The organism is Photobacterium sp. S4TG1 (genome assembly GCF_036040035.1).
Lineage (GTDB): Bacteria > Pseudomonadota > Gammaproteobacteria > Enterobacterales > Vibrionaceae > Photobacterium.
Window position 1 is genome coordinate 199,242 of the sequence record NZ_JAYXUH010000004.1, and the last position, 24,082, is coordinate 223,323.

The following is a 24,082-nucleotide window of genomic DNA, read 5'->3' on the forward strand; positions in this document are numbered from 1 at the left end:
AACAACAGCATAGAGCGCTATTAATTTAACAAATTGTTTTTTGACAAATAATACAGTCAAAGGTTTTAAGAATGGATATTCAATACAATTATAAAGTTGTTAAATACTTCATGGTTACCAGTGTTATCTGGGGACTAATAGCCATGACGATAGGCGTTATTCTTGCTGGACAACTTTATTGGCCCGCGCTCAATTTAAACTCAGAGTATTTTCAATTCGGTCGCCTACGCCCATTACATACCAACGGGGTTATTTTTGGTTTTGTGGTGAATATTTTAATGGGAACATCACTTTATATTGTTCAACGAACCTGTAAAGTGCCATTATTTAACCGTAGCTTATCTTGGTTTGTTTACTATGGCTGGCAACTTATATTAATCCTTGCGGTTATTACGCTACCACTGGGTTTTACCACATCAAAAGAATACGCAGAACTTGAGTGGCCAATTGATATTTTAATAGCCGTGGTTTGGGTGTTGTATGCCATTTTATTTTTTGGCACCATCGCTAAAAGAACCGTGGCACATATATTTGTCGCCAATTGGTTTTATGGCGCTTTTATTTTAGTTATTGCGATGATTTTTATCGTCAATAATCTTGAATTACCCGTAACCTTCTGGAAATCATATTCCATATATTCCGGCGCTGAAGATGCGATCGTACAATGGTGGTGGGGTCACAATGCCGTTGGCTTCCTTCTAACTGCAGGTATTATTGGAATGAACTACTATTTCATTCCTAAAATATCCGACCGTCCGATCTACTCTTACCGGCTATCTATTATTCACTTTTGGGGCTTAGTCGGATTTTATACATGGGCAGGTACGCACCATCTTATTTATTCATCTGTTCCTGATTGGCTTCAAAACCTTGGCATCGTAATGTCACTTATTCTATGGCTTCCCTCTTGGGGTGGCGCATTTAATAGCATTATGACCTTACTGAGTAATAAACCTAAACTAAAACATGACTACATCATGTGGTTCTTTTTCTCTGCAATTGTCTATTATGCACTCGCCACATTTGAAGGCCCATTACTGGCTATTCGTTGGTTTAATATGATTGCGCATAACACTGATTGGATCATTGGTCATGTACATTCTGCTGCATTGGGTTGGGTGGGTATGTCAGCCATTGCCGTATTTTATTATTTCATTCCTCGCCTTTGGGGCCACCAGCAATTATGGTCTAACCGATTGGTCAAATGGCATTTTTGGTTCGCACACATCGGTATTCTTATTTATGCCGTTGCCCTATGGATTGCTGGTATTGGTCAAGGTTATATGTGGTTACAACAAGAACCTAACGGCAGCCTAACTTATAGTTTTGTAGATGCAATGAACTTTTCTTCACCTTGGATGCTGGCACGTTTCATTGGTGGTGTCAGTTTTGTCTTTGGGTTAGTGCTAATGATATATAATCTTTATCGCACCCTAAAGCAGCCATTAATAACGACATCCTCAACTGAGGAGAACGATGATCATGCTTAATAAAGATTTCACACAATCGGTGTTTATCTTAATTATTTCCACCGTCATAGTTGCCAGTATTTCTTTTCTTGTATGGGTGCTACCAGCCTTTTTTTATCAAGACAAACTGATTGCTGAATCCAGTGCAAAACCACTGACTGCATTAGAAGTTGAAGGTCGCGATATCTATATCAGTGAGGGCTGCCACACCTGTCATACCATGATGGTGCGCCCTTTAGATGCAGAAGTAAAACGCTATGGCCGCTATAGCCGAGAAAGCGATGACATTTATGAATTTCCTAATTTATGGGGATCTAAACGTACCGGCCCTGATCTCACCAATCTTGGACGCAAATACTCTGATCAATGGCATGCTATACACCTCAATAATCCACGCGATGTTGTACCCACCTCAATCATGCCCGCCTACCCATGGTTATTTGAGCAGGTGCTAGATGGTGAAGATGTAGAATCAAAACTCAAAGCATTACGCATACTCGGTGTACCTTATAACGATAAAGAAATACAACAAGCTCGCCTTGCCGTTAAAGGCCATACTAAAGCTGAAGCGCTAATTGCTTATTTACAAAGTCTGGGCCTAGATCAGGGAGTACAGCAATGAACACTTTCTGGAGCAATTGGGTTACATTATTGACCTTACTGTTTTTAATTTTGATGCTCATCGTCGTGGTGTATTATTGGCGAAAAAATCATACTGCAGATAAAGATAAAACAGTTGATAGTTTTGATAACATTCAAGAAAATGATGCGGCTGTTCCCAAATTATTATTATTTTCTTATGGTATTGCATTTCTATTCGCCGCTATATTTTTAGTGCTTTATCCTGGACTTGGTAACTGGCAAGGACTGATGGCATGGAAATCAACCAATGAAGCTTCTCAACCGCATGCAACAAATTTAGAAGCACAAATCGCACAGGCAAAACTCAGCGACGGTTCATACCTCCAATTAAGTCAAGACGATACCATCGTGACAGCGGGTAACGCCCTGTTTCAAACCCATTGTGCCGCTTGTCATTTAAGTGAAGCAGAAGGTCAAACCCACTTTCCTAACTTAACTGATGATGTATGGCTGTATGGTGGTACAGATAAAGATATTTATCACTCCATTACTCAAGGCCGTAATGGTGTTATGGCGGGTTGGAAAACTATTCTATCTGCTGAAGATATTAATCATGTCGCCACTTATATTGCCTCGTTACAAGCTGATCGTATTCTTTCAGCATCAAGTTTTGCATTACAACAAGGTAAAACTGTCTTTAATAAAAACTGTACCAGTTGTCACGGTAGTGATGCAAAAGGCAATCAATTACTTGGTGCCCCCAATTTAACCGATAATATCTGGTTACATAATGGCAGTATTGAGGGCATTACGCATACTATAAACAATGGTCTTAATAATGTTATGCCAGCCTTTTCCCAGCAACTCTCTGATGCTGAAATTCAAGCATTAGGCGCCTATCTACGTCATCAAAATACTGTTCGTAAAACCGAAATTGCCCAATTAAACAAAGAACAAATTACTCAAGGACAATATCTCGCTTACGCTGGAGACTGCGTTGCTTGTCATACGGGTGAAGGTGGCGAATTATTTGGTGGCGGGCTAGGTTTTGTTACTCCATTTGGTACATTGTATTCCACTAATATTTCATCGCACCCTGAATTTGGTATTGGCGATTATACTTATGGTGAATTTTATGATGCCCTGCATAAAGGTAAAGGCAAACACGGCTATCTTTACCCTGCCATGCCCTACTCTTCTTATCAATATATTACAGATGCTGATACCGAAGCATTATGGGTATACATGCAATCACTCAATTACGTAAATACTCGTAATTTAGATAACCAAATGATGTTTCCAAGTAATATTCGCTTAGGGTTATTAGGTTGGAATATCGCATTTCTTGATACTGACCCATTACAATATCCAGCCAACAGCACTGAAACTTGGCGTCGAGGTAAATATTTAACCATGAGCTTGGGCCACTGTTCTGAGTGCCACACACCACGGAATATTGCTCAAGCGTTAATTGCCGATAAGCTCTTTCAAGGTAATTTAATTGATGGCTGGATGGCACCTGATATTACCGCAACCGAACTTTATCAAGATCGCTGGGATGTAAATTCACTGACTGATTTTCTTAAAACAGGCCATTCCGAAAAAGGCACCGCATTTGGTGGGATGGCGGAAGTGGTAAAAAACAGTACCCGTTATTTAACCCGTGAAGATGTCAGTGCTATTGCGGAATACCTTATTACAGGCGACAAATATAACGTATTAGATAAATCGGTTGGTCAAATTACACCACCTGGCTTTGGTGATTTAACGCCAGCACAAATAAATATTCAGAATCCTAATTTAGCTGAAGGTTCTGCCGATCAACAAACTAAAGATCAGCAATTATATGGACTGTATATTCAAACCTGTGGTGCTTGTCATGGCCCAGATGGTAAAGGTCGCGAAGGTATTGCACCAGCACTGCTTAATAATGGCATTATCATGCATAAAGATCCGTATGACACCATTGCTGTTACTATTCGCGGTTTAATGCCAAACTTCTTAGAACAAGAAATAGATTTTATGCCAATGAGTAGTTTTAACACAGTTTTAAATGATGCTGATTTGGCTCAATTAATTACATTTGTACGTCAAAAATTAGGGGGAAGAAATATCCCTGTGACAGAAAAAGAGGTAACTAAAATTCGTCAAGATCTTATCAAAGCAGGATTTGCAGGCAATATTCACAATATGACCCAACCGATGAACGACAATCCTGAATAACGAAACAATATGCAACAATAACGAAATAAGCATGCGCTAACTGATTGAAACTATAATCAGTTAGCTGAGCTGCTGTATTTTAAACCTATTACACAATTTAGCATTATTTTTTATTGCTTGTGAGAAATATCTAGGTATAGTCAAGACTAATCCTTTGAGTAGAGGCGCGCTGCCTAAAAGTATTCGGTTGGAGGGAGATCCCCAATGAGAGCCGAAGAAAGGAGTCAGCGCCGAAGTAATTATTGAGTCATCAATAATCGCTGGTTCTGTATTTAATAAGTACAGAACTGCCATAGTTATGTTGTCTATGGAGCGCTACCCTAAGGGATAAGAAGTATTATTTCTAAAGAAATCTGTTTCTCTATCCTTTCGGTAGATCTCCACCTTATTATAGGTGTTTAAGAGATCCATGAATTTAGTTCAATATTCTGATTCGTTATTATCGGTAGTTCCCGCACTACTGGCAGTTATTCTTGCAATTACTACCCGCCGCGTATTGTTGTCTTTAGGCGTGGGCATTATTGCAGGATCAATCCTTCTAAATAATTTCAACCCACTCGCAGCACTACAATATCTTTTACATCAAATTCTTGGCTTAGTTTGGGCTGATGGTGCGATCAATACCAGTAACGTTAACATGTTATTATTTATGTTATTACTCGGTGGTTTGATTAGCTTAATGACCGCAACAGGCGCAACCAAGGCATTTGCTGAATGGGGTGTTCGTCGCTGTAAAGATCGTCGCAGTGCCAATATCTTAACGGGTATGATGGTATTTGCCTTCTTTATTGATGACTTCTTCCACAGCCTATCTGTTGGACCTATTTGTCGTCCCGTAACTGACCGTTTTCAAATTTCACGTGCAAAATTAGCTTACCTGTTAGATTCAACCGCAGCACCTGTATGTGTTATTACCCCTATTTCATCGTGGGGCGCATATATCATTGCGATCCTTGGCGGTATTTTGGTGACCAACGATATTACTGAAACGAGTCCGATTTCATTATTCGTACAGATGATTCCAATGAATTTGTATGCTGTGTTTACCTTATTAATGGTGCTTGTGGTTATCACGTTCCAACTTGATATTGGTCCAATGCGTAAGCACGAAGAACGCGCACGTGACGGCCAACTTTGGGATGAATCAAAAGGTCACCCTAAAGGATTAGAAATCACTACTGAAGGTGAAGGTAATGGCACCATGATTGATATGGTCTTACCAATTCTTACTCTGACTGTTTCTAGCGTTGTATTTATGATCATCAGCGGTGCAGAAGTATTAGCGGCTAAAGGTCAAGCATTTAGCTTAATCGGCTCAATAGAGCATACTGATGTTGGTTCATCATTAGTATATGCCGCATTATGTAGTCTTGCAGTGTCCATTGTGTTAGCACTGCGCTTAAAGTTGCCATTAAAAACATGGTTAACAGCTGCACCTCAAGGTGTTCAAGCGATGATGCCAGCAATTATCATTCTGTTATTTGCATGGACGATTGGTACTGTTGTAAGCGACATGCAAACAGGACAATACTTAGCATCATTAACAAAATATGGGTTACCTGTTGAGTTACTGCCTGCATTAGTGTTCTTACTATCGTGTGGTATGTCTTTTGCGACCGGCACTAGTTGGGGTACATTTGGTATTATGTTGCCATTGGCAGGTGATATGGCGATTGCAAGTGATGTTAACTTATTAATGCCTATGCTATCAGCAGTATTAGCAGGTTCAGTATTTGGTGATCACAGTTCACCGATTTCAAGCACCAGTATTTTGTCAGCAACAGGTGCAGGCAGTCATCACATGGATCACGTTATGACGCAGTTACCTTACGCATTAACTGTCGCTTTTGGTGCATTCCTAGGTTACCTTGCAATGGGTATTACTGGCTCAACCATTATCGGTATTGCTGTTAGCTCTGTTTGGTTCATCGGCTGCTGTATCTACCATGTACGCCAAGATAAGAAGCAACAACTTATGGTAGTAACACAAACTAATTAACAACAACACTATTAAACAAGAATCCCCGTTCGTTTTCGTGCTTATTTGATTTATTCTAGAGCAGTAAACTGCGGGGATTTTTTATTTAGGAGATAAGCAATGGAATATTTACACACTATGGTACGTGTCAGTGATTTAGATGCCTCACTGGACTTTTACTGCAATAAATTAGGGTTAGTTGAAACAAATAGAAAAGAAAGTGAACGTGGGCGTTTTACATTAGTATTTTTAGCCGCACCCGCTCAGGCACAAGCGGCAATAGCAACACAATCACCACTATTAGAATTAACCTATAATTGGGATGCTGAGGCTTATACTGGCGGCCGTAATTTTGGTCATCTAGCATTTCGTGTTGATGATATTTACCAATTATGCCAACACTTACAAGACAATGGCGTAACGATTAATCGTCCACCTCGTGATGGTCACATGGCTTTTGTTCGTTCGCCTGATGGTATTTCAGTTGAATTACTACAAAAAGGTGAGCCGTTATCCCCTGCTGAACCATGGATTTCACAAGCTAACATTGGTGAATGGTAACCATTAATCAACACTGCCACAGGCATATACTGTATTTCTGTGGCTGTCATTTATTTGTATAACTACCTATAAAACAACGATGCCTAAATTGCCCAATAGCTGCTCTTGTTGCCAATCACAAATTTGAACGCCTTCCAAAGACACTCGACGAACATCAACATTATCAAGATCAACATGGCATAGGTTAGCCTCATTAAATATCGCTTGTTGCCATTGCTCACTTGAAAATTCACCACGGCTTAAATCAGAACCTTTAAATGACACGCCGATTAAATTAGCGCCACGCCAACGGTTTTCAAATAGCTCACATTTTTCAAGCATCACACTTTCTAAGTTGGCATAACTTAAATCACATCCAGAAATAAATGCCGAGCAAAAGAAAGAATTATGCGTAATGTAATTAGCAAAAGACGCATAATGGAAATCAACACCTTTAAGATTACATTGGTGCAATTCAATACCAAAGCATTGTGCGTTACGAAAATTTGCCATAGCTAAGTTACAGCCTTTAAAGCTAGCGTCTTTTAATTTGGTATAAGCAAAATTGCAACCGTCAGTTTCCCCTGCTTCAATGAAGCTACAATCAATGAAACAGGCATCCGTTAAGTCTGCTCGTGAAAAATCACAGCGATAAAACTGGCATTGTTCAAAGGTTGCTTCACTTAAATCTTGATGAGAGAAGACTTCACCGTCAAATTGTTTTTTTGCTACATGCATCAATGATCACTCTATTTAAGTCTAAAAACATTACCTATATTAATAACAATAAACCATTAATTACCAGTAAAAAAACAAACAAATAAGTGTTTTTTTAAATTAACTTAAATAGCCAAATATAGCTCCCAAAAGACACATTACCGCATTATTTAACAGAAAAAGCAGACGCGCCCATTGTTTTTATTATCGTCTCTTAATGATGGTATTAGCGCGCTAGAAATGGACATAAAAAAACAGCCGCTGCTATTGATAAATAATTAATAGCAGCGGCTGTTTTTTTTATTAAAGATTGCGATTAAATAATAACCACACTCTATAAATGATTAGGCACATCACAATTTGAAGCTGCGCCAACTTTCTTGTTTACCGACTCAACAGTGTAAGTGTTTTTTAAACTACGGAAAACTTTAGCGGTATAAACGTCATGATTTTCGATTGAAAATGTAACGTTATAGTTCATACCAGCAACAACCTGTTGAGTAACATGAATCACATTTTTTAACTGATGATCACCAGCAATATCTTTTACTGCTGCTTGTGCTGCCGCTGTTACTTCAGGAGTGATCTCACCTTGTTGCCAGCCGCCAGGAATTGCGTGAGTATAGTCACAGCCCGTTTGCATATTTGCCTCGTTAGTCGTTTTAATATCTTGTGCACTACACGCCACTAACGCTAATGAACCCAAAGCAACAACCAGAAGTTTCTTATTCATGACTTTTCCTATTTATAGTAGACGTCTCTATAACAACATAAAAACAGTGTTCATTGCAAATAAAATTGAAAAAAAAACTTAATTTGCAAATTTATACTACATATTTACGATATGATTGCTGATTAATATCTTCAATCTCCACACTAATGGCAATATCAGAATGAAACATCGAAGCAACATTATGCAATATTAATTCAGATAATATATCTTTCTGCTGCTCAGAACGACCAGGTAAAATACGTAATGTGATATGTACAAATGGCTTGGCTGTCGTTCCTGTACGATAAAGCGCATAAGGAATAAGACGAGTTTTTATGTCCTCTTCTTCAAAAATACCTGAACTAAAAATAGAAAAATGCGTTGTAGTCATTAATTCATTTAAATCAATGTCGTTTTCTAAATCCTTCGCATATTCCACGATACAATGTGGCATGTTGTTACTCCCTCTTTAGTACAGCTAATATTTTTGACGGTAGCACACAATAAACACCATAACTGCTTAACATCACTAATATTAGTTAACCAACTTAGGATTTAATCACTAATGTATCAATCTGTGATCAATGCCCAATTATCATCCTTATTCCCGGCATCGGCCCCTCAACTCTGGACAGCCATATATTTTAGTTCTTAAAAACTCCCTTAAAAAATAAATTATTCCACTAGCAATAGACTCTCGAATCTGAAATTTACAGCTTATTATTTAAATTCTTCGTTAAATTTGCTCTATCCTCATATTTCAGAATCAACAACGTCTACAATCCTAAAAGTTATTGCAGTATTTTTATTTAATTATAAATAAGCATATTTAACTCGGATGTAACTGGTGACTCGCAGACTTTCCTTTACACCAATGCCCACCAACATGTTGTTTGAATGCACACATTCGGGACCATTTCCCGCTTACATTGGCATAATGCTCCATAAATTGTTCACTGTGTTCAAGCCAAGCATCAGGTGTTATTCCCATTTGCTGTAAAATCTTAGGTTGATTAGGTGTAATAAAGCCTTTTTTATCATTTCGAATACACCGACCAGTCCAATCAATAAGCTCAAGGTAATCAGCAAAAGCAAAGTTTATCCCCGCTTTTTTTGCCTGATGTTCACTACCAATAAAAGGTAATAATTGAAAATGGCTAGTACTTGATGGCGTTTTCTTTAATCTGGAAGCTTTAGTATGATGGTATTCACGAATGCGCTGTTGAATTGAAGTAAAATCTGATTGATCTAGTGATGATGTAACACCAGCCCTGATAGGATTTAAATCAACGTACATCATGCAAGATAATAACGCTTGTTCATCCAGTAAGGCTTGAGACTTAAACCGCCCTTCCCAAAAAGCCCCTTTACATTGATCTTCTTTATTGGCTTTTCGCGCGATTTCTTCATTAAGACAACGCATAAACCAACTAATACTGCCTAATCGTTGTTGCCATTCAGCCACTAAATTTGATAATGCTTGTTGTTTATCCGAGCCAATTTGACCCTCTTTTAAAAAATCAACCGCAATAGGATGACCATTAAATAACTGTAACCAGCGTGATATCACCGCTTCTGGCGTTAACTTTTGTTGCTGTTCAGTGTCTATTTTAAGCACTAAATGATAATGGTTACTCATCACCGCATAAGCACATACATCAATACAAAACACTGCGGCTAATTGTTTGATTTTATTTACTATCCAACCACGACGATGATGATAGTTTTTGCCATTATACGGATCATCCCCGCACAAATAAGCACGACGAACACAGCGATTAATCACATGATAAAAGGGCGTTATTTGGGGTTCTATCAATTTTCGTCTTGAGATTGTCATTCGTTTCACCATAAGCAACTTGAAGCTTAACTGTAGTAGCTCATAGTTAATGTGCAAGGTTGTGGCTGTCCATTATTCTTCTTGCTGTCCATTATTCTTCTTGCTGTCCATTATTCTTCTTGCTGTCCATTATTCTTCTTTTCTTAACTGCGAGTCTTTACCTGAGCTACATTGATCCCTTTTTTCACTACTCTTGCTGGATTACCTACAACAACCGTATTTTCAGGTACGTCTTTTGTCACAACACTTCCAGCACCGACAACAGCACCATCGCCAAGACTTACACCTGGTAAAACAACCACATTAGCGCCAATCCAAACTTTATTACCTATATTAATTGGTTTAGCAAACTCTTCGTAGGTATAGCGAGTTGCAGCATCAAGTGGATGTCCAGCTGTGCATAATGTAGCATTTGGACCTATCATTACATAATCACCAATAGTGACCTTACCACAGTCTAAAATGACACCGTTGGTATTCATGTAGAAGTTTTTACCGACTTTTATGTTATAGCCATAATCGCAAAAAAAGTGACCGTTTAACTGAGTCGTCTCATCCGAACAACCAAAAAGCCGTTGAATCAAAATATTTTTTTCATCGACTTCAAAGCATGTACTTATTTGATGGCATAATTTAGCGGCCTTAAGTCTATCTTCAGGTAACCCTTCTGAGTCTGGATTATACAGTTCTCCACTAATATGACTCTTTGCTCTGTTACTCAATACTTTCATTTATATACCTAAATTACTGAAGGTAGTCCAAAAAACTAACGACTTATTATACGGCTAACTTACTCAAATTTATTTTTAAGCACGCGCCCATACTCCCCTCGTCATAATCTAACAAACACTATAAATCAGATAATTTTTTACTTTGAAAGCCCGATAGTAATCAAAAAATCGGGCCTCTGTCGTTTAATTTCAATTTTTACTAACTACAGTTGCTATACATATTTACAAACAACAATTAAACAATCTTAACGCCCGTTGTCATTAAACGTTCTGGAGTTAATAGCACGCTTTCAGATTCATCATCCGTTTCAGCACATAGCAACATACACTCTGATGTTTCACCACGCATCTTGGCTTTGGCTAGATTACATAGTACTACCACTTGCTTACCCAATAATTGCTCTTCGGTGTAGTAAGGCACTAAGCTGGTGACGGTCTGAAGCTTAGTTTCACCCACTTCAATTTGAACAATATACAGTTTATCGGCATTGTCATGACGAACAACATCAATAATTTTACCCACACGAATATCTAATTTAGCGAAATCTGCGTACGAAATAGTGTCCATGGAATCTCCTTTGTATTTAATACTCAATCAAGTTCATTATTAATCGTGGCATACATACACAATCATGTTAACGTTTACACTACCAATTAAATCTTGATTTACAAAGAATATCATTTCGAATTAGTTAGCCATATCACACAGTTAAATTGCGTTATTTACACAAGCGTAGTTTAATAGCTTCAACAGTAAAGAGGTGATCATGGCAACAATTAAAGATGTGGCGAAACTCGCCGAAGTATCTGTCGCAACCGTATCAAGGGTGATCAATAAATCACCAAAAGCAAGTCAAGCTGCTATTACAGCTGTAACACAAGCAATGCAGACACTGGGTTATCGTCCCAATGCTAATGCTCGTGCGTTAGTCAGCCAATCAACCAATACTATTGGCGTGTTAGTGGGTGATGTTTCTGATCCTTTCTTTGGCGCGATGATCAAATCGATCGACAATATCGCTCGCCAACACAATAAGCATTTATTGATCGGTAATGGCTACCATAATGCTGACAGTGAGCGCGATGTTATTGAACTGTTGATCAATAGTCGCTGTGATACGTTAATTATTCACAGTAAGAGTTTGTCTAATAATGAATTAATTGCTTACTCACAAGAAGTGCCGGGAATGGTGCTTATTAACCGCTTTATTCCTGAGATTGCAGATCGTTGTATTGCGCTTGATAACCATCGAGGATCATATTTAGCCACAGAGCTATTAATTAAACATGGCCACCAGCACATTGGTTATATTTGTTCCAACCATGATATTGAAGACACTGAGCAGCGTAAGCAAGGTTATTTAGACGCGTTACAAGCACACCAACTTACTGCGCCACAAAGTTATATTGAATATGGCACACCAGATGAAGATGGTGGTGAGATCGCAATGACTAACCTACTCGCCAAAAATCAACCAATAACGGCAATTGCGGCTTATAACGATTATATGGCAGCGGGATGTTTATCGGTACTTGAAGGTAATGGTTTAATGGTGCCAAATCAGATGTCTTTAATTGGTTTTGATGATGGCTTAATTGCAAAGTATCTGCATCCAAAGCTAACAACTGTCCGTTATCCCATTCAGATCATGGCAGAACAAGCGACACAATTGGCTTTTCAATTAGCGACGGCAGCAAAACAATCAACACCGAATACCACAAAATCTGATTCAAGTATTACGCATATGTTTGTGCCAACCTTAATTAAGCGTTTATCTGTAATGGATCCTCAATAATTTTCATTTGACTGAATTTCTATATACACGCTAGACAACCACATAAGTGACACTGTCACCTATGTGGTTATTATCTATTAGCACTACTTTAGAACGTAATCACTTTATCAGCGGCAAGCGTCCATTCAGCTAAATCATCCAATGTTGCAATTACAGTATCTTCAATTAGCGGTAATGCTGTTAACCCGCGTGCAGCGCAGCATGTTTTACACAATTTAACTTCACCACCTTGAGCCAGAACAATCTCAACCATTTGTTGAATATCATACCCTTCCGTTGGAGCTTGTTTTGCTAGTGCGCAGGTGACAGCATCAGACATTAAAAAAATTTTCACAGCAACAGGCTCAGCATCTTGTTCATTTAGTTTTATGGCCAATCGCAGTGCATTAAACGGACGCTCAGATCCATAAGGAGCATCATTAATTATTATCAATATGGTTTGCATTGTTTTCCTATCCCTATCTGATTTTTCGACTTCTGTTTTACCATGAAATCCATCGTCAGTAGTCATTTATGAATGTAAACCGCACCTAATGTCTATTTTTTATTCTCTAGCAGTATTTTTTGTAATTTTAAACTTTTAACTGCAGCAATAATTTGGCACATTAACGCCCTTAACGTGTAATTGTATGTTAAATGCAATTGCCATCACCTAATTGTCATCTACAGTGAGCATTTAATGAGCCATCGCCTCCAACTAACTTCTGCCCCATCAGTGTTGTTTTTGTTTGGCTTATCAGGTGCAGGAAAATCATTTGTCGGCGACGTTATTGGCGCTCATCATGAATGGTTTGTTTACCATGCAGATGATGATCTTACTGATGAAATGCGTCAGGTTATTGCAGCGAAGCAGCCTTTTACAGAAGAAATGCGTGACCAATTTTTTAGCCGTATTGTTGATAAAATTCACTACTATCGCGCTATTTATCCACGTCTGGTGATCACTCAAGGGGCGTATAAGAAAAAACACCGCGATTACATTCGCCAGCATGTTGATAATATTGATCTGATTTATGTAACCACATCAGATAAGTTAATTCATCAACGCTTAGAATACCGAACTAATGGTATTTCCAATGCAAGCGCTGAGGCGATTAAGCATATTTTTGAAATTCCCGATGGCAGTGTAAAGAAATTACACAACGTTGATGGTAAAAATGAAATTATCCAACAACTTAATGCGTTTTATAATAAATAACCACCAATAAAGACGCCCACAGTATTAACTAAATATAGTTTTTACACTGTGAGCGTTATTGATAATAACTTAATGACTATCGAAACCGATAACAAGTAAGATGATGATACTGCGTATTTGGGCGTAGTATCGAATCATTATCATGCCATTCTGGATGATTGGGTGAATCTGGCAAAAATTGGGTTTCTAACGCAAAACCACTGTAATCAACATACTCTCCTCCGACTCGATTAGGGCATCCAGCCAAAAAATTGCCTGTGTACAATTGCATTGCAGGTTTAGTGGTTAATACATCCATCGTTAATGAATGATCAGCAGCAATGACTGTTGCACAAGCAGTGGTGGCACGACGCACATCAGGGCGTAATATAAACGCATGATCATACCCTTTGGCTTGCCGTTGATCATCATCAGTTAGCCAATCTTGATTAATTGTTTTAAGCTCGCGAAAATCAAAGCTTGTGGCTTCAACAGCATTAAACCCACCCAACGGAATTCCACTTTGATCAGTAGGTAAATAATGATCAGCATTGATCGCTAATTGATGCGATAAACAATCATTGCTCTTATCAGCCCCTAGCAGATTAAAATAGCCATGATTGGTAAGGTTAACCACTGTTGGCTTATCGGTTTCTGCACTATATCGAATACTTAACTCGTTATTTTCAGTCAGAGTATAAGTAACAATGACCTGTAAATTACCAGGAAAGCCCATATCACCATCAACAGAGAGTAAACTAAATTGCACTTCAGTAGCATTCACTTGCTGCATTTGCCAACGACGATGATTAAAGCCATTCTCGCCACCATGCAAACAATTACCATTTTGGTTAATTGAAAGTTGGTAAGTCTCGCCATCTAGGCTAAATTTCCCTGCCGCAATACGGTTGGCATAACGCCCAACCGTTGCACCTAAATACGCTTGTTGCTGATAAAAATCAGTAAGGGTACTTACTCCAAGTAAAACTTCTCTAAACTCTGGTTGTTGATTAACCGTTACTGGCACACAACAGCTAAGCCATGTGGCACCAATATCCATTAGCGTGACAGACATACCACGTTGATTAACAAGGGTGATCAGTTTTGCAGGTAAACCATCAGTTGCCATATCAACCGTCATGGATTGGTGTAAGGTAATAGCATGTTGAGGTAAATGAGTTAACATATTCAATCGCCTTAAATTATGCTATTGCTAAGTTTTGTTCACTGATAACCCCAGCGCCTGCCATAGCTTTACACACATAAATAGTTGCTTGTAAGCCTGTTGCTATTTGATATTTTGCATTCACTTCAGCGGTAATAGCATCAACAAATGTTGGCGGTACCAGTGCCACAATACAACCACCAAAACCACCACCGGTCATACGTACGCCACCTTGATCGCCAATAACACCTTTCACCATATCAACCAGCGTATCAATCTCAGACACAGTAATCTCAAAATCATCACGCATTGATGCATGTGACTCTGCCATTAGCTCAGCCAATAACGCCATATTGCCATTACTTAACGCAATAGCGGCTTGTTCCGTTCGCATGTTTTCAGTAATCACATGTCGAGCACGTTTAGCAACCATAGGATCAAGTTCTGTTTCACGAGCGATAAACGTCGCTAATGTCACATCACGCAAAGCTGGTACACCAAAGAAAGCAGCAGCTTGTTCACACTGTGCACGACGCGTGTTGTACTCACTATCGACTAAACCACGTTTCTTATTTGAATTAATGATTACCACCGCCATATCTTCAGGCATAGCAACAGCGGTTGTCTCTAGCGAACGACAATCAATTAATAGTGCGTGATTTTGCTCACCTTCAGCCGAAATTAATTGATCCATAATGCCGCAATTACAACCAACAAACTGGTTTTCTGCTTGCTGGCCATTCAGTGCAATTTCTTGCTGGCTGATAGTAAGATCAAATAACGCTTTAAATGTTTGGCCAATCACGACTTCAAGTGCAGCAGAAGAGCTTAAACCAGCGCCTTGTGGAACATTACCACTAATAACAATATCTGCACCACCAAGTACATAACCACGCTCAAGCAGGCATTTAATCACACCACGAACATAGTTTACCCACATGCACTGCTGGTCAAATTCTAACGGCTGACTAATATCAAACTCGCTCATTTCATTATTGTAATCAACCGCCACCACACGCACGATATTATCGTCACGACGTGCAGCAGCCACGATAGCTTGATAATCAATCGCGCAAGGAAGCACAAAACCATCATTATAATCGGTATGCTCACCAATAAGGTTTACACGTCCAGGCGCTTGAATAATATGACTGGCGACATAGCCTAATACTGATGAGAAAACAGCTGATACATTATCAATGAGGTGTTGAGTACGATTCGTTGTCATTATTTTTACCTACTATTACCAAAGATTATCAAGAAACATATTTTTATTCGTGCCATTTAGCACTTAATCTAAATAGTGCACATCACTCACTGCACGTAATTTTTCAGCCGCTTGTTCTGCGGTTAAATCACGTTGACTTTCAGCCAGCATTTCATAACCCACCATGAATTTTTTCACTGTTGCAGAGCGCAATAATGGCGGATAAAACAGCGCATGTAGCTGCCAATGATCGGTTGAGATATCACTAAAATTAGCATCAGATTCAAAAAAAGGAGCGTAATGCCACCCCATTGAATAAGGGAATGAACATTTAAAAAGATTATCGTAACGGCTGGTTAATTTTTTAATCGCTAGCGCCAAGTCATCACGCTGGGCTTGAGTTAGCTCATCCATTCGACGAATATGGGTTTTGGGTAATAACATAGTTTCAAATGGCCATGCCGCCCAATAAGGCACCACCGCTAACCAATGCTCTGTTTCAACCACAGTACGAGATCCATCTTCTAGCTCACTATTAACGTAATCAACTAATAAGTTAGTACCATGTTGTGCATAATATTCACGCAATAAAGCATCTTTACGGCTAATTTCATTGGGTAAAAAACTATTCGCCCAAATTTGGCCATGCGGGTGTGGTTGTGAGCAACCCATTACCGAGCCTTTATTTTCAAATGCTTGCACCCAAACGTAATCTTTGCCTAACTCTTCAATTTGCTCATTCCACGTATCAACCACTTTACGAATCGCACTAACTGATAATTGCGGCAGCGTTTTACTGTGATTAGGTGAAAAACAAATAACACGGCTTAAACCACGGGCACTTTGGCAACGAAACAATGGATTACTGTTTTCAGGTGCACTTGGCGTATCAGAAGTTAAGGCTGCATGATCATTACTAAAAACATAAGTACCAGTGTAATCAGGGTTTTTATCACCTGACACACGAGTATTAGTGGGGCATAAAAAACAAGAACCATCATAAGCAATATTTGATTCCGGTTGTGGCTGTTCATCAGCACCTTGCCATGGGCGTTTAGCTCTATGTGGTGAAACTAACACCCATTGCCCTGTTAACGGATTATAACGACGATGAGGATGGTCAATCGGATCAAAACATTCAGACATAGTAATTCAGCTCTTGTGATTCTGTAATGCTAAAAAGTCTAAAGCGATTTCAGGTTTACTTCCGTGATCAATGGCACATTGTGTAAACGTTTCCATCAAAAGTGTAATTCGTGTTTATTATCACAAGATAAGATTATCGTTATTGCTTATCTACGCTATATTACCCAATAATTTTAGCTTATGGCCTATTGGTTCTTATCTCGATAGTAAAATATACACTCGTAGATACTAAATAATTCGCGTTTTTTACTAAAAATAAATAGTATAATTCTATAAAATATAACCACATGTCCCTTAAACGCACAGCAAACATGATTTAGGTTGCAGGGATTGCCGGAGGACAAATGGCAACATTAAAAGAAATAGCAACCAAAGCTGGTGTCTCGTTAGCAACGGTCTCTCGTGTATTAAACGATGATCCCACGCTTAGTGTAAAAGATGAGACTAAGCGCAAAATATTTGAGATTGCAGAGCAACTGGAATACACCACCAGCCAATCAAGAAAAATAGCCAAAAAACATACCCTACATTTCCTCGCGTTGTATAACTACAAGCAAGATATTGAAGTTGATGATCCTTATTACCTTGCGATTCGACATGGGATTGATACTCAATGTGATAAATTGGGTATTAAACTGACTAATATCTATGAATGCAATATTGCCGCAGCCCCAAAAGCCGTAGATGGCATTTTGCTGATAGGGCAAGTAAGTGAAGATAACCTTGCCGCAGCACGCGCCCTATCAAGTAATACGGTTTATATTGATTACACCGATCACCAACTTGATATTGATTGTATTGATATTGATTTAGAGCGAATAAGTAAAGAAGTTATTAACCATTTCACCCAACAAGGCTACCAACGAATTGGATTTATTGGCGGTCAAGATAATCCTGATAAATATGATATTCGTGAATTAATATTTACTGAATATGGAAAATTCAAAGGTGTAGTATCTGATAATGATATTTATCGAGGTGATTTTAGTAGCCAGTCAGGATATTCATTAGCGAAAAAAATGCTAGCCACCAATCACCCTAGTGCTTTATTTGTTGCATCAGATTCAATTGCGATTGGTGTATTGCGGGCAATACATGAAAGCGGGCTCAATATTCCTAATGATATCAGCTTAATCAGTGTTAACGACATTCCAACCGCAAAGTTTACTTATCCACCGCTATCAACCTTTAGAATTCATTCAGAACTGATGGGCTCTCAAGGGGTTAATTTATTATTAGAACGCAGCCGCGATGGTCGAGTCATTCCATTACGAGTATTTGTTCCAAGCCAACTTATTTTACGAGAAACAACAAAGAAATAAGATAACCAACTGATAATAAATAAAAAACGACAATTCACTTGTCGTTTTTTTTGTATTTTAATTCATAAACTGTATAAAATAAGAGCAAGATCACTCAAATAAACACTAGTGGTTGTTTTTTTGTTGTCGATCTCACAAAGCTCAAAACAGAATGTGATCAAGTTAATACAACAAAGTTTTACCTATTTTTTTTAGTAAAACTTTACTTAATAATGACTCCAGATAATTAAAACATGTCTTGGAGGCATCGTGAATAACTGGGAAAACATTAACTTACTTAGCGAAAATAGACTGGCACCTCGTGCATACTTTTTCTCTTACAACGCATTAAATAAAGCACAACGCTTTCAGCGTGATTTAAGTCAGCATTTCATGTTGCTAAGTGGCCAGTGGACATTCAATTTCTTCACTAACCCATTGCTTGTTCCTGAAGAATTCTATCATCAAGAAATGACTGACTGGACCAGCATTCAAGTGCCAAACATGTGGCAAATGGAAGGTCACGGTAACTTACAATATACTGACGAAGGCTTCCCCTTCCCGATTGATGTTCCTTTTGTACCATCAAATAACCCAACTGGTGCATACCAGCGTACTTTCTTCTTGGGCGACAACTGGAATGAAAAACAAACCATCATTAAGTTTGACGGTGTTGAAACCTATTTTGAAGTTTATGTTAATGGCCAATATGTTGGCTTTAGCAAAGGCAGCCGTTTAACTGCTGAATTTGATATTTCTGCTTTTGTTAATACAGGCAAGAACTTACTTTCTGTACGCGTGATGCAATGGGCTGATTCAACCTATATCGAAGATCAAGATATGTGGTGGATGGCGGGCATTTTCCGTGATGTTTACTTAGTCGGTAAAGAGCCTATCCACGTGCGCGATTTTACTGTACGTACTGATTTTGAGGACGATTATCAAGCAGCAACCTTAAGCTGTAAAGTTGATCTAGAAAACGTTAGTGGCCATGTTGTTAATGGTTATAGCCTTGATTATGCCCTTTACGATGGTCAACATCAGGTCGCCAATGGAAACGTTTCCAATTTAACAATTGCTAGTATGACACATACTGATTTTGCAATCAAAATGGCAAATCCAACCTATTGGACGGCTGAAAACCCGCATTTATACCACTTATTTCTAACACTAAGAGATGCTGATGGCATCATAATTGAAGTGATTCCACAACGTGTTGGCTTCCGCGATATTAAAGTGCGTAATGGTCTGTTTGAAATAAACGGTCAATACGTAATGCTCCACGGGGTTAACCGTCACGATAACGATCACCTTAACAGCCGCGCTGTTGGTATGGATCGAGTTGAAAAAGACATCGTGCTTATGAAGCAGCACAATATTAACTCAGTACGTACTGCGCACTATCCTAATGATCCACGTTTTTACGAACTGTGCGATCAATACGGTTTATTTGTGATGGCTGAGACGGACGTTGAAACTCACGGCTTTGCGAATGTTGGTAACTTAAGCATGATCACTGATGATCCAGCATGGGAACAAGTATTCGTTGAGCGTATTGAACGTCATATTCACGCACAAAAAAACCACCCTTCTATCATTATATGGTCATTGGGTAACGAATCAGGTTATGGCTGTAATATTCGTTCCATGTACGCAGCAACCAAAGCGATTGATGATACCCGTCTAGTGCATTACGAAGAAGATCGTGATGCTGAAGTAGTTGATATTATTAGTACAATGTACTCTCGAGCTCAAATGATGAATGAGTTTGGTGAGTTTCCACATGCTAAGCCACGCATTATTTGTGAATATGCTCACGCAATGGGCAATGGACCTGGTGGATTAACTGAATACCAAAATGTGTTCTACAAACATGAACATATTCAAGGCCACTTTGTTTGGGAATGGTGTGATCACGGTATTTATGAGCAAGATGAAAATGGCCGTGATGTATATAAATATGGTGGTGATTACAGCGATTATCCAAATAACTATAACTTCTGCATGGATGGCTTAGTCTACCCAGATCAAACTCCAGGCCCTGGTCTACGTGAGTACAAACAAGTTATTTGCCCAGTTAAAATTGCTGTTAAAGATCATGTGAAAGGCATCATTACAATTACTAACAAATATTGGTTCTCTACCTTAGATGACGTGGTATTTGATATTGCAGTACGCGCTGAAGGTGACACTTTAGCCTTTAACCAAATCACAGTTATGGCTCTTGCTGCAGGTGAATCACGCGATATTGAATTGACACTGCCGGTTCTAGATCAGCGTGAAACGTTTGTGAACGTGTCGATGCGTAAAAAATCACGTACAGCATATAGCGAAGCAAATCACGAACTTGGTATTTTCCAATATCAAGCTAAACCCAACACTGCTCATGCTGAAATATTTGAAAATAGCAATGCCATGCCACTAACAGTAATTGAGAATCGCCTTGATTGGGAAATTAGCGGTTATGACTTTACCCTGTACTTTTCTAAAGTCGATGGCAAGCTTACATCATGGCGACGTCAAAACAATGAACTGATTGCGTCATCTCCTGCTATGAGTTTCTTTAAGCCAATGATTGATAACCATAAACAAGAATATGAAGGTTTATGGCACCCCGCGCATCTACAGATTATGCAAGAGCACTTTCGTAGCATTAATGTAGAGCACGTTGCAGGTAAGGTCATTGTTACCACTACCAGCATTGTTGCACCGCCAGTATTAGATTTTGGTATGCGTTGCCAATACCGCTATGAAATTTGCCCTCAAGGTCAAGTTAACATGACACTAAGCGGCAATAAATACGGTGATTATCCTCATGTTATTCCTACTATCGGATTAGATTTAGGCATCAATAATCAGTTTGATCAGGTTGAATATTACGGCCGTGGTCCTGAAGAAAGTTACCAAGATAGCCGTCAAAGCAACATTATTGATATCTACAGCACTACCGTTAGCAATATGTTTGAGAACTACCCATTCCCACAAAATAATGGCAACCGTCAACATGTGCGTTGGGCGAGCTTAACGAACCGTCATGGCGTAGGTTTATTGGTTAAACCTGAGCAAGAAATTAATTTCAGCGCATGGCATTACACCAATCAACATATCCATCAAGCACAACACATTAATGAACTTGAGCCAAGTGGTTACATTACGGTCAATCTTGATCATCAAGTTATGGGCTTAGGCTCTAACTCATGGGGTTCAGAAGTACTTGATTCATATCGTGTTTACTTTAATGATTTTAGTTACCAAGTCAGCTTAGTGCCATTTAGTAAAGCAGATTGCGATAGTCGTTACTTAGCAAGTCAAACATTTACTACAACACGTATCGGTGGAGATAAATAATGATTACTTTAGCATCACTAGATCAGTTCAAAAGCCTATATCGCGATGGTCGTAAATGGAATCGTTGTGTAGAGGCTATTGAAAACATCCCTAATATTCAGCCAAATGTTTTCCATTCTGTGGGAGATTCGCTGGCTTATCGACTTCAACATGGCCCTTCAGTTACAAATGAGCACTTTGTCGGTCATCGTCGTTATTTTGATGTGCATTACTACCTTGCAGGCAGTGAAACCATTGAATGTGCAGATAAAAACACACTAACGCAAATTCATCCATACAGCGATGAAACCGATCGTGAGTACTTAGCTGGTACAGGCCAAACCCACCGCATAGAAGCAGGCCAAATGGTCATTTTTGAAAACCACCAAGCTCACCGTTTCAGTGCCGCTGACAACCTTGAGAAAGTCGTTTTACGTGTCACCATTGAAGACGGCTACTTCCTTAATAAATAACTCGACCCAACCGTCAGCCAATCTTAGCTGGCGGTTATATACACAAGAAAAAAGCATAAACAAGAAAATAAAAACAATAACCTATGATTTAGCCAAGTGGCTTAATACATAGACATCCTACAATACTAAACGTGATCCATCGGAGATTCTCATGTCTGAATCCAAACGTAATACCATAGGGAAATTTGGTCTACTATCGATGACCTTTGCTGCGGTATACAGTTTCAATAATGTCATTAATAACAATATCGAAATTGGCTTATCATCTACCCCTATGTTCTTTATTGCTACCTTGCTTTACTTTATTCCTTTTTGTTTAATTATCGCTGAATTTGTTTCGCTTAATAAAAACTCTGAAGCGGGTGTTTATGCATGGGTAAAAAGCTCTCTTGGTGGACGCTGGGCTTTCCTCGCAGCCTATACATATTGGTTTGTTAATCTATTCTTCTTTACTTCATTGCTGCCACGCGTTATTGCCTATGCCTCTTATGCTTTCCTTGGCTATGAATACATATTTACGCCAACTACAACAACCTTACTCAGTATTGGGTTATTTGCCCTTGCTACATATGTGTCAACCAATGGCGCAAAAATGTTAGGACCAATAACATCGGTCACCTCTTCATTTATGCTAGTGCTTACATTGTCATACATTATATTGGCAGGTGCTGCTGTAATGGGAGGGATTCAACCAGCAGATCCTATTACCGTTGAAGCATTAACACCTCAAGTTAACTGGGCTTTCTTTGGTGTAACGGCATGGATATTTATGGCAGCAGGTGGCGCTGAATCCGTCTCCGTTTATGTTAACGATATTAAAGGTGGTCACAAAGCGTTTGTAAAAGTGATTATTTTTGCAGGTATCTTTATCGGTGGTCTGTACTGTGTTTCATCGGTACTAATTAACGTCTTTGTAGAACGTGAAGCACTGAAATTTACTGGTGGCTCAGTACAAGTATTTGAAGGTCTAGCTCGTCATTACGGCTTACCTGAAATTATGATGAACCGCTTCGTTGGCGTGGTTTCATTTACAGCAATGCTTGGTTCATTACTGATGTGGACAGCAACACCAGTTAAGATCTTTTTCTCTGAAATTCCAGCTGGAATCTTTGGTGAGAAGACAGTTAAACTAAACAAAAATGGTGTACCTGCTCGCGCAGCATGGGCGCAATTCTTTATTGTGATTCCATTGCTTATAGTACCAATGCTAGGTTCTGATTCTGTACAAGAACTAATGAGTACAGTTATCAACATGACAGCGGCAGCCTCTATGCTACCACCACTGTTCATTATGATTGCTTACTTAAATTTACGCCTAAAACTGGATCACCTACCTCGTGACTTTAAAATGGGCTCACGCACAACAGGTATCGTGATGGTCTCAATTTTAATTGGTATCTTTAGTATCGGTTTCTTGGCTTCTACTTTCCCAACAGGCGCTGATATCATGACGATTATTTTCTATAACGTCGGCGGTATTGTCATCTTCCTTGGCTACGCATGGTGGAAATATAATCGTTATGAAAGTCAGTTAGCCGCTGAACAAAAAACCATACTAGAAGCAGTAACGACAACAAATTAAGACTTAAATTATATAGTTACAACTTTAAAGCCTTGAGTTTATTCTCAAGGCTTTTTACGTTGAAATCACCACGAATAATAACCAATCGATTACATATGAGTCACATTTTTATGTTT

21 protein-coding genes and 1 riboswitch are annotated in these 24,082 nt (G+C 38.9%); of the genes, 11 read left to right on the forward strand and 10 right to left on the reverse strand.

Annotated elements, in window-relative coordinates:
* Positions 1 to 71 precede the first annotated feature (71 nt).
* From ccoN to VXS03_RS07885, 5 genes are all read left to right on the forward strand, one after another.
* Positions 72 to 1,490 (forward strand): cytochrome-c oxidase, cbb3-type subunit I, encoded by a 1,419-nt coding sequence (gene ccoN / locus VXS03_RS07865; protein WP_327763049.1) that lies wholly within the window; start codon positions 72 to 74, stop codon positions 1,488 to 1,490.
* Complete coding sequence (gene ccoO, locus VXS03_RS07870) at positions 1,483 to 2,091, forward strand: cytochrome-c oxidase, cbb3-type subunit II (RefSeq protein ID WP_327763050.1); 609 nt, start codon at positions 1,483 to 1,485, stop codon at positions 2,089 to 2,091. The genes ccoN and ccoO overlap by 8 nt, the downstream gene beginning before the upstream one ends.
* Entirely contained in the window at positions 2,088 to 4,274 is a 2,187-nt protein-coding gene (gene ccoP, locus VXS03_RS07875; protein ID WP_327763051.1) for a cytochrome-c oxidase, cbb3-type subunit III, read from the forward strand. Before ccoO ends, ccoP begins: the two co-directional genes overlap by 4 nt.
* Positions 4,275 to 4,425: 151 nt before the next feature.
* A riboswitch (Lysine riboswitch) is annotated at positions 4,426 to 4,600 on the forward strand.
* An 83-nt stretch (positions 4,601 to 4,683) separates the two neighbouring features.
* The gene (locus tag VXS03_RS07880; protein ID WP_327763052.1) at positions 4,684 to 6,273 is read left to right on the forward strand and encodes a Na+/H+ antiporter NhaC family protein; all 1,590 of its coding nucleotides are present in this window, start codon (positions 4,684 to 4,686) and stop codon (positions 6,271 to 6,273) included.
* Positions 6,274 to 6,372: 99 nt separating this feature from the next.
* Positions 6,373 to 6,813, forward strand: coding sequence for a VOC family protein (locus tag VXS03_RS07885; protein ID WP_327763054.1), 441 nt, complete (start codon positions 6,373 to 6,375; stop codon positions 6,811 to 6,813).
* Between the two features lie 66 nt (positions 6,814 to 6,879).
* On the opposite strand, the gene VXS03_RS07890 is transcribed toward VXS03_RS07885, so the two are convergent.
* The 6 genes from VXS03_RS07890 to VXS03_RS07915 form a co-directional block, all read right to left on the reverse strand.
* On the reverse strand, positions 6,880 to 7,530 hold the full coding sequence (locus tag VXS03_RS07890; protein ID WP_327763055.1) for a Qnr family pentapeptide repeat protein: 651 nt from the start codon (positions 7,528 to 7,530) through the stop codon (positions 6,880 to 6,882).
* Positions 7,531 to 7,843: 313 nt separating this feature from the next.
* Positions 7,844 to 8,242, reverse strand: a complete 399-nt coding sequence (locus VXS03_RS07895; protein ID WP_327763056.1) for a cystatin domain-containing protein — start codon at positions 8,240 to 8,242, stop codon at positions 7,844 to 7,846.
* A gap of 91 nt (positions 8,243 to 8,333) precedes the next feature.
* Positions 8,334 to 8,675, reverse strand: a complete 342-nt coding sequence (locus VXS03_RS07900; protein WP_327763057.1) for a 5-carboxymethyl-2-hydroxymuconate Delta-isomerase — start codon at positions 8,673 to 8,675, stop codon at positions 8,334 to 8,336.
* A gap of 375 nt (positions 8,676 to 9,050) precedes the next feature.
* Positions 9,051 to 10,061, reverse strand: a complete 1,011-nt coding sequence (locus VXS03_RS07905) for a transposase (protein ID WP_327763059.1) — start codon at positions 10,059 to 10,061, stop codon at positions 9,051 to 9,053.
* 143 nt (positions 10,062 to 10,204) lie between these two features.
* Positions 10,205 to 10,792, reverse strand: a complete 588-nt coding sequence (locus VXS03_RS07910) for a sugar O-acetyltransferase (RefSeq protein ID WP_327763061.1) — start codon at positions 10,790 to 10,792, stop codon at positions 10,205 to 10,207.
* Between the two features lie 235 nt (positions 10,793 to 11,027).
* On the reverse strand, positions 11,028 to 11,360 hold the full coding sequence (locus VXS03_RS07915) for a tRNA-binding protein (RefSeq protein ID WP_327763063.1): 333 nt from the start codon (positions 11,358 to 11,360) through the stop codon (positions 11,028 to 11,030).
* Positions 11,361 to 11,559: 199 nt separating this feature from the next.
* Between VXS03_RS07915 and VXS03_RS07920 the strand changes: the two genes are divergently transcribed.
* On the forward strand, positions 11,560 to 12,588 hold the full coding sequence (locus VXS03_RS07920) for a substrate-binding domain-containing protein (RefSeq protein ID WP_327763065.1): 1,029 nt from the start codon (positions 11,560 to 11,562) through the stop codon (positions 12,586 to 12,588).
* An 88-nt stretch (positions 12,589 to 12,676) separates the two neighbouring features.
* On the opposite strand, the gene VXS03_RS07925 is transcribed toward VXS03_RS07920, so the two are convergent.
* Positions 12,677 to 13,033 (reverse strand): DsrE/DsrF/TusD sulfur relay family protein, encoded by a 357-nt coding sequence (locus VXS03_RS07925; RefSeq protein WP_327763066.1) that lies wholly within the window; start codon positions 13,031 to 13,033, stop codon positions 12,677 to 12,679.
* 234 nt (positions 13,034 to 13,267) lie between these two features.
* Between VXS03_RS07925 and VXS03_RS07930 the strand changes: the two genes are divergently transcribed.
* Positions 13,268 to 13,786, forward strand: a complete 519-nt coding sequence (locus VXS03_RS07930; protein WP_327763067.1) for a hypothetical protein — start codon at positions 13,268 to 13,270, stop codon at positions 13,784 to 13,786.
* 76 nt (positions 13,787 to 13,862) lie between these two features.
* Here the strand turns inward: VXS03_RS07930 and galM are convergent, their stop codons facing one another.
* The 3 genes from galM to VXS03_RS07945 all read right to left on the reverse strand — a co-directional run bounded on the left by galM (position 13,863) and on the right by VXS03_RS07945 (position 17,283).
* The gene (gene galM, locus VXS03_RS07935) at positions 13,863 to 14,951 is read right to left on the reverse strand and encodes a galactose-1-epimerase (protein WP_327763068.1); all 1,089 of its coding nucleotides are present in this window, start codon (positions 14,949 to 14,951) and stop codon (positions 13,863 to 13,865) included.
* Positions 14,952 to 14,967: 16 nt separating this feature from the next.
* On the reverse strand, positions 14,968 to 16,158 hold the full coding sequence (gene galK / locus VXS03_RS07940) for a galactokinase (RefSeq protein ID WP_327763069.1): 1,191 nt from the start codon (positions 16,156 to 16,158) through the stop codon (positions 14,968 to 14,970).
* 63 nt (positions 16,159 to 16,221) lie between these two features.
* Positions 16,222 to 17,283, reverse strand: a complete 1,062-nt coding sequence (locus VXS03_RS07945) for a UDP-glucose--hexose-1-phosphate uridylyltransferase (RefSeq protein ID WP_327763070.1) — start codon at positions 17,281 to 17,283, stop codon at positions 16,222 to 16,224.
* Between the two features lie 344 nt (positions 17,284 to 17,627).
* On the opposite strand from VXS03_RS07945, the gene ebgR reads away from it, so the two are divergent.
* The 4 genes from ebgR to VXS03_RS07965 all read left to right on the forward strand — a co-directional run bounded on the left by ebgR (position 17,628) and on the right by VXS03_RS07965 (position 23,966).
* Positions 17,628 to 18,605: a transcriptional regulator EbgR gene (ebgR, locus tag VXS03_RS07950; protein WP_327763071.1), complete on the forward strand. Its 978-nt coding sequence runs from the start codon at positions 17,628 to 17,630 to the stop codon at positions 18,603 to 18,605.
* Positions 18,606 to 18,854: 249 nt separating this feature from the next.
* Positions 18,855 to 21,932, forward strand: a complete 3,078-nt coding sequence (ebgA, locus tag VXS03_RS07955; protein ID WP_327763072.1) for a beta-galactosidase subunit alpha — start codon at positions 18,855 to 18,857, stop codon at positions 21,930 to 21,932.
* Positions 21,932 to 22,384 carry a beta-galactosidase subunit beta gene (locus tag VXS03_RS07960; protein WP_327763073.1) on the forward strand — a complete coding sequence of 151 codons (453 nt, stop codon included), beginning with the start codon at positions 21,932 to 21,934 and terminating at the stop codon, positions 22,382 to 22,384. Before ebgA ends, VXS03_RS07960 begins: the two co-directional genes overlap by 1 nt.
* A 151-nt stretch (positions 22,385 to 22,535) precedes the next feature.
* The gene (locus VXS03_RS07965; protein ID WP_327763074.1) at positions 22,536 to 23,966 is read left to right on the forward strand and encodes an amino acid permease; all 1,431 of its coding nucleotides are present in this window, start codon (positions 22,536 to 22,538) and stop codon (positions 23,964 to 23,966) included.
* Positions 23,967 to 24,082: the final 116 nt, after the last annotated feature.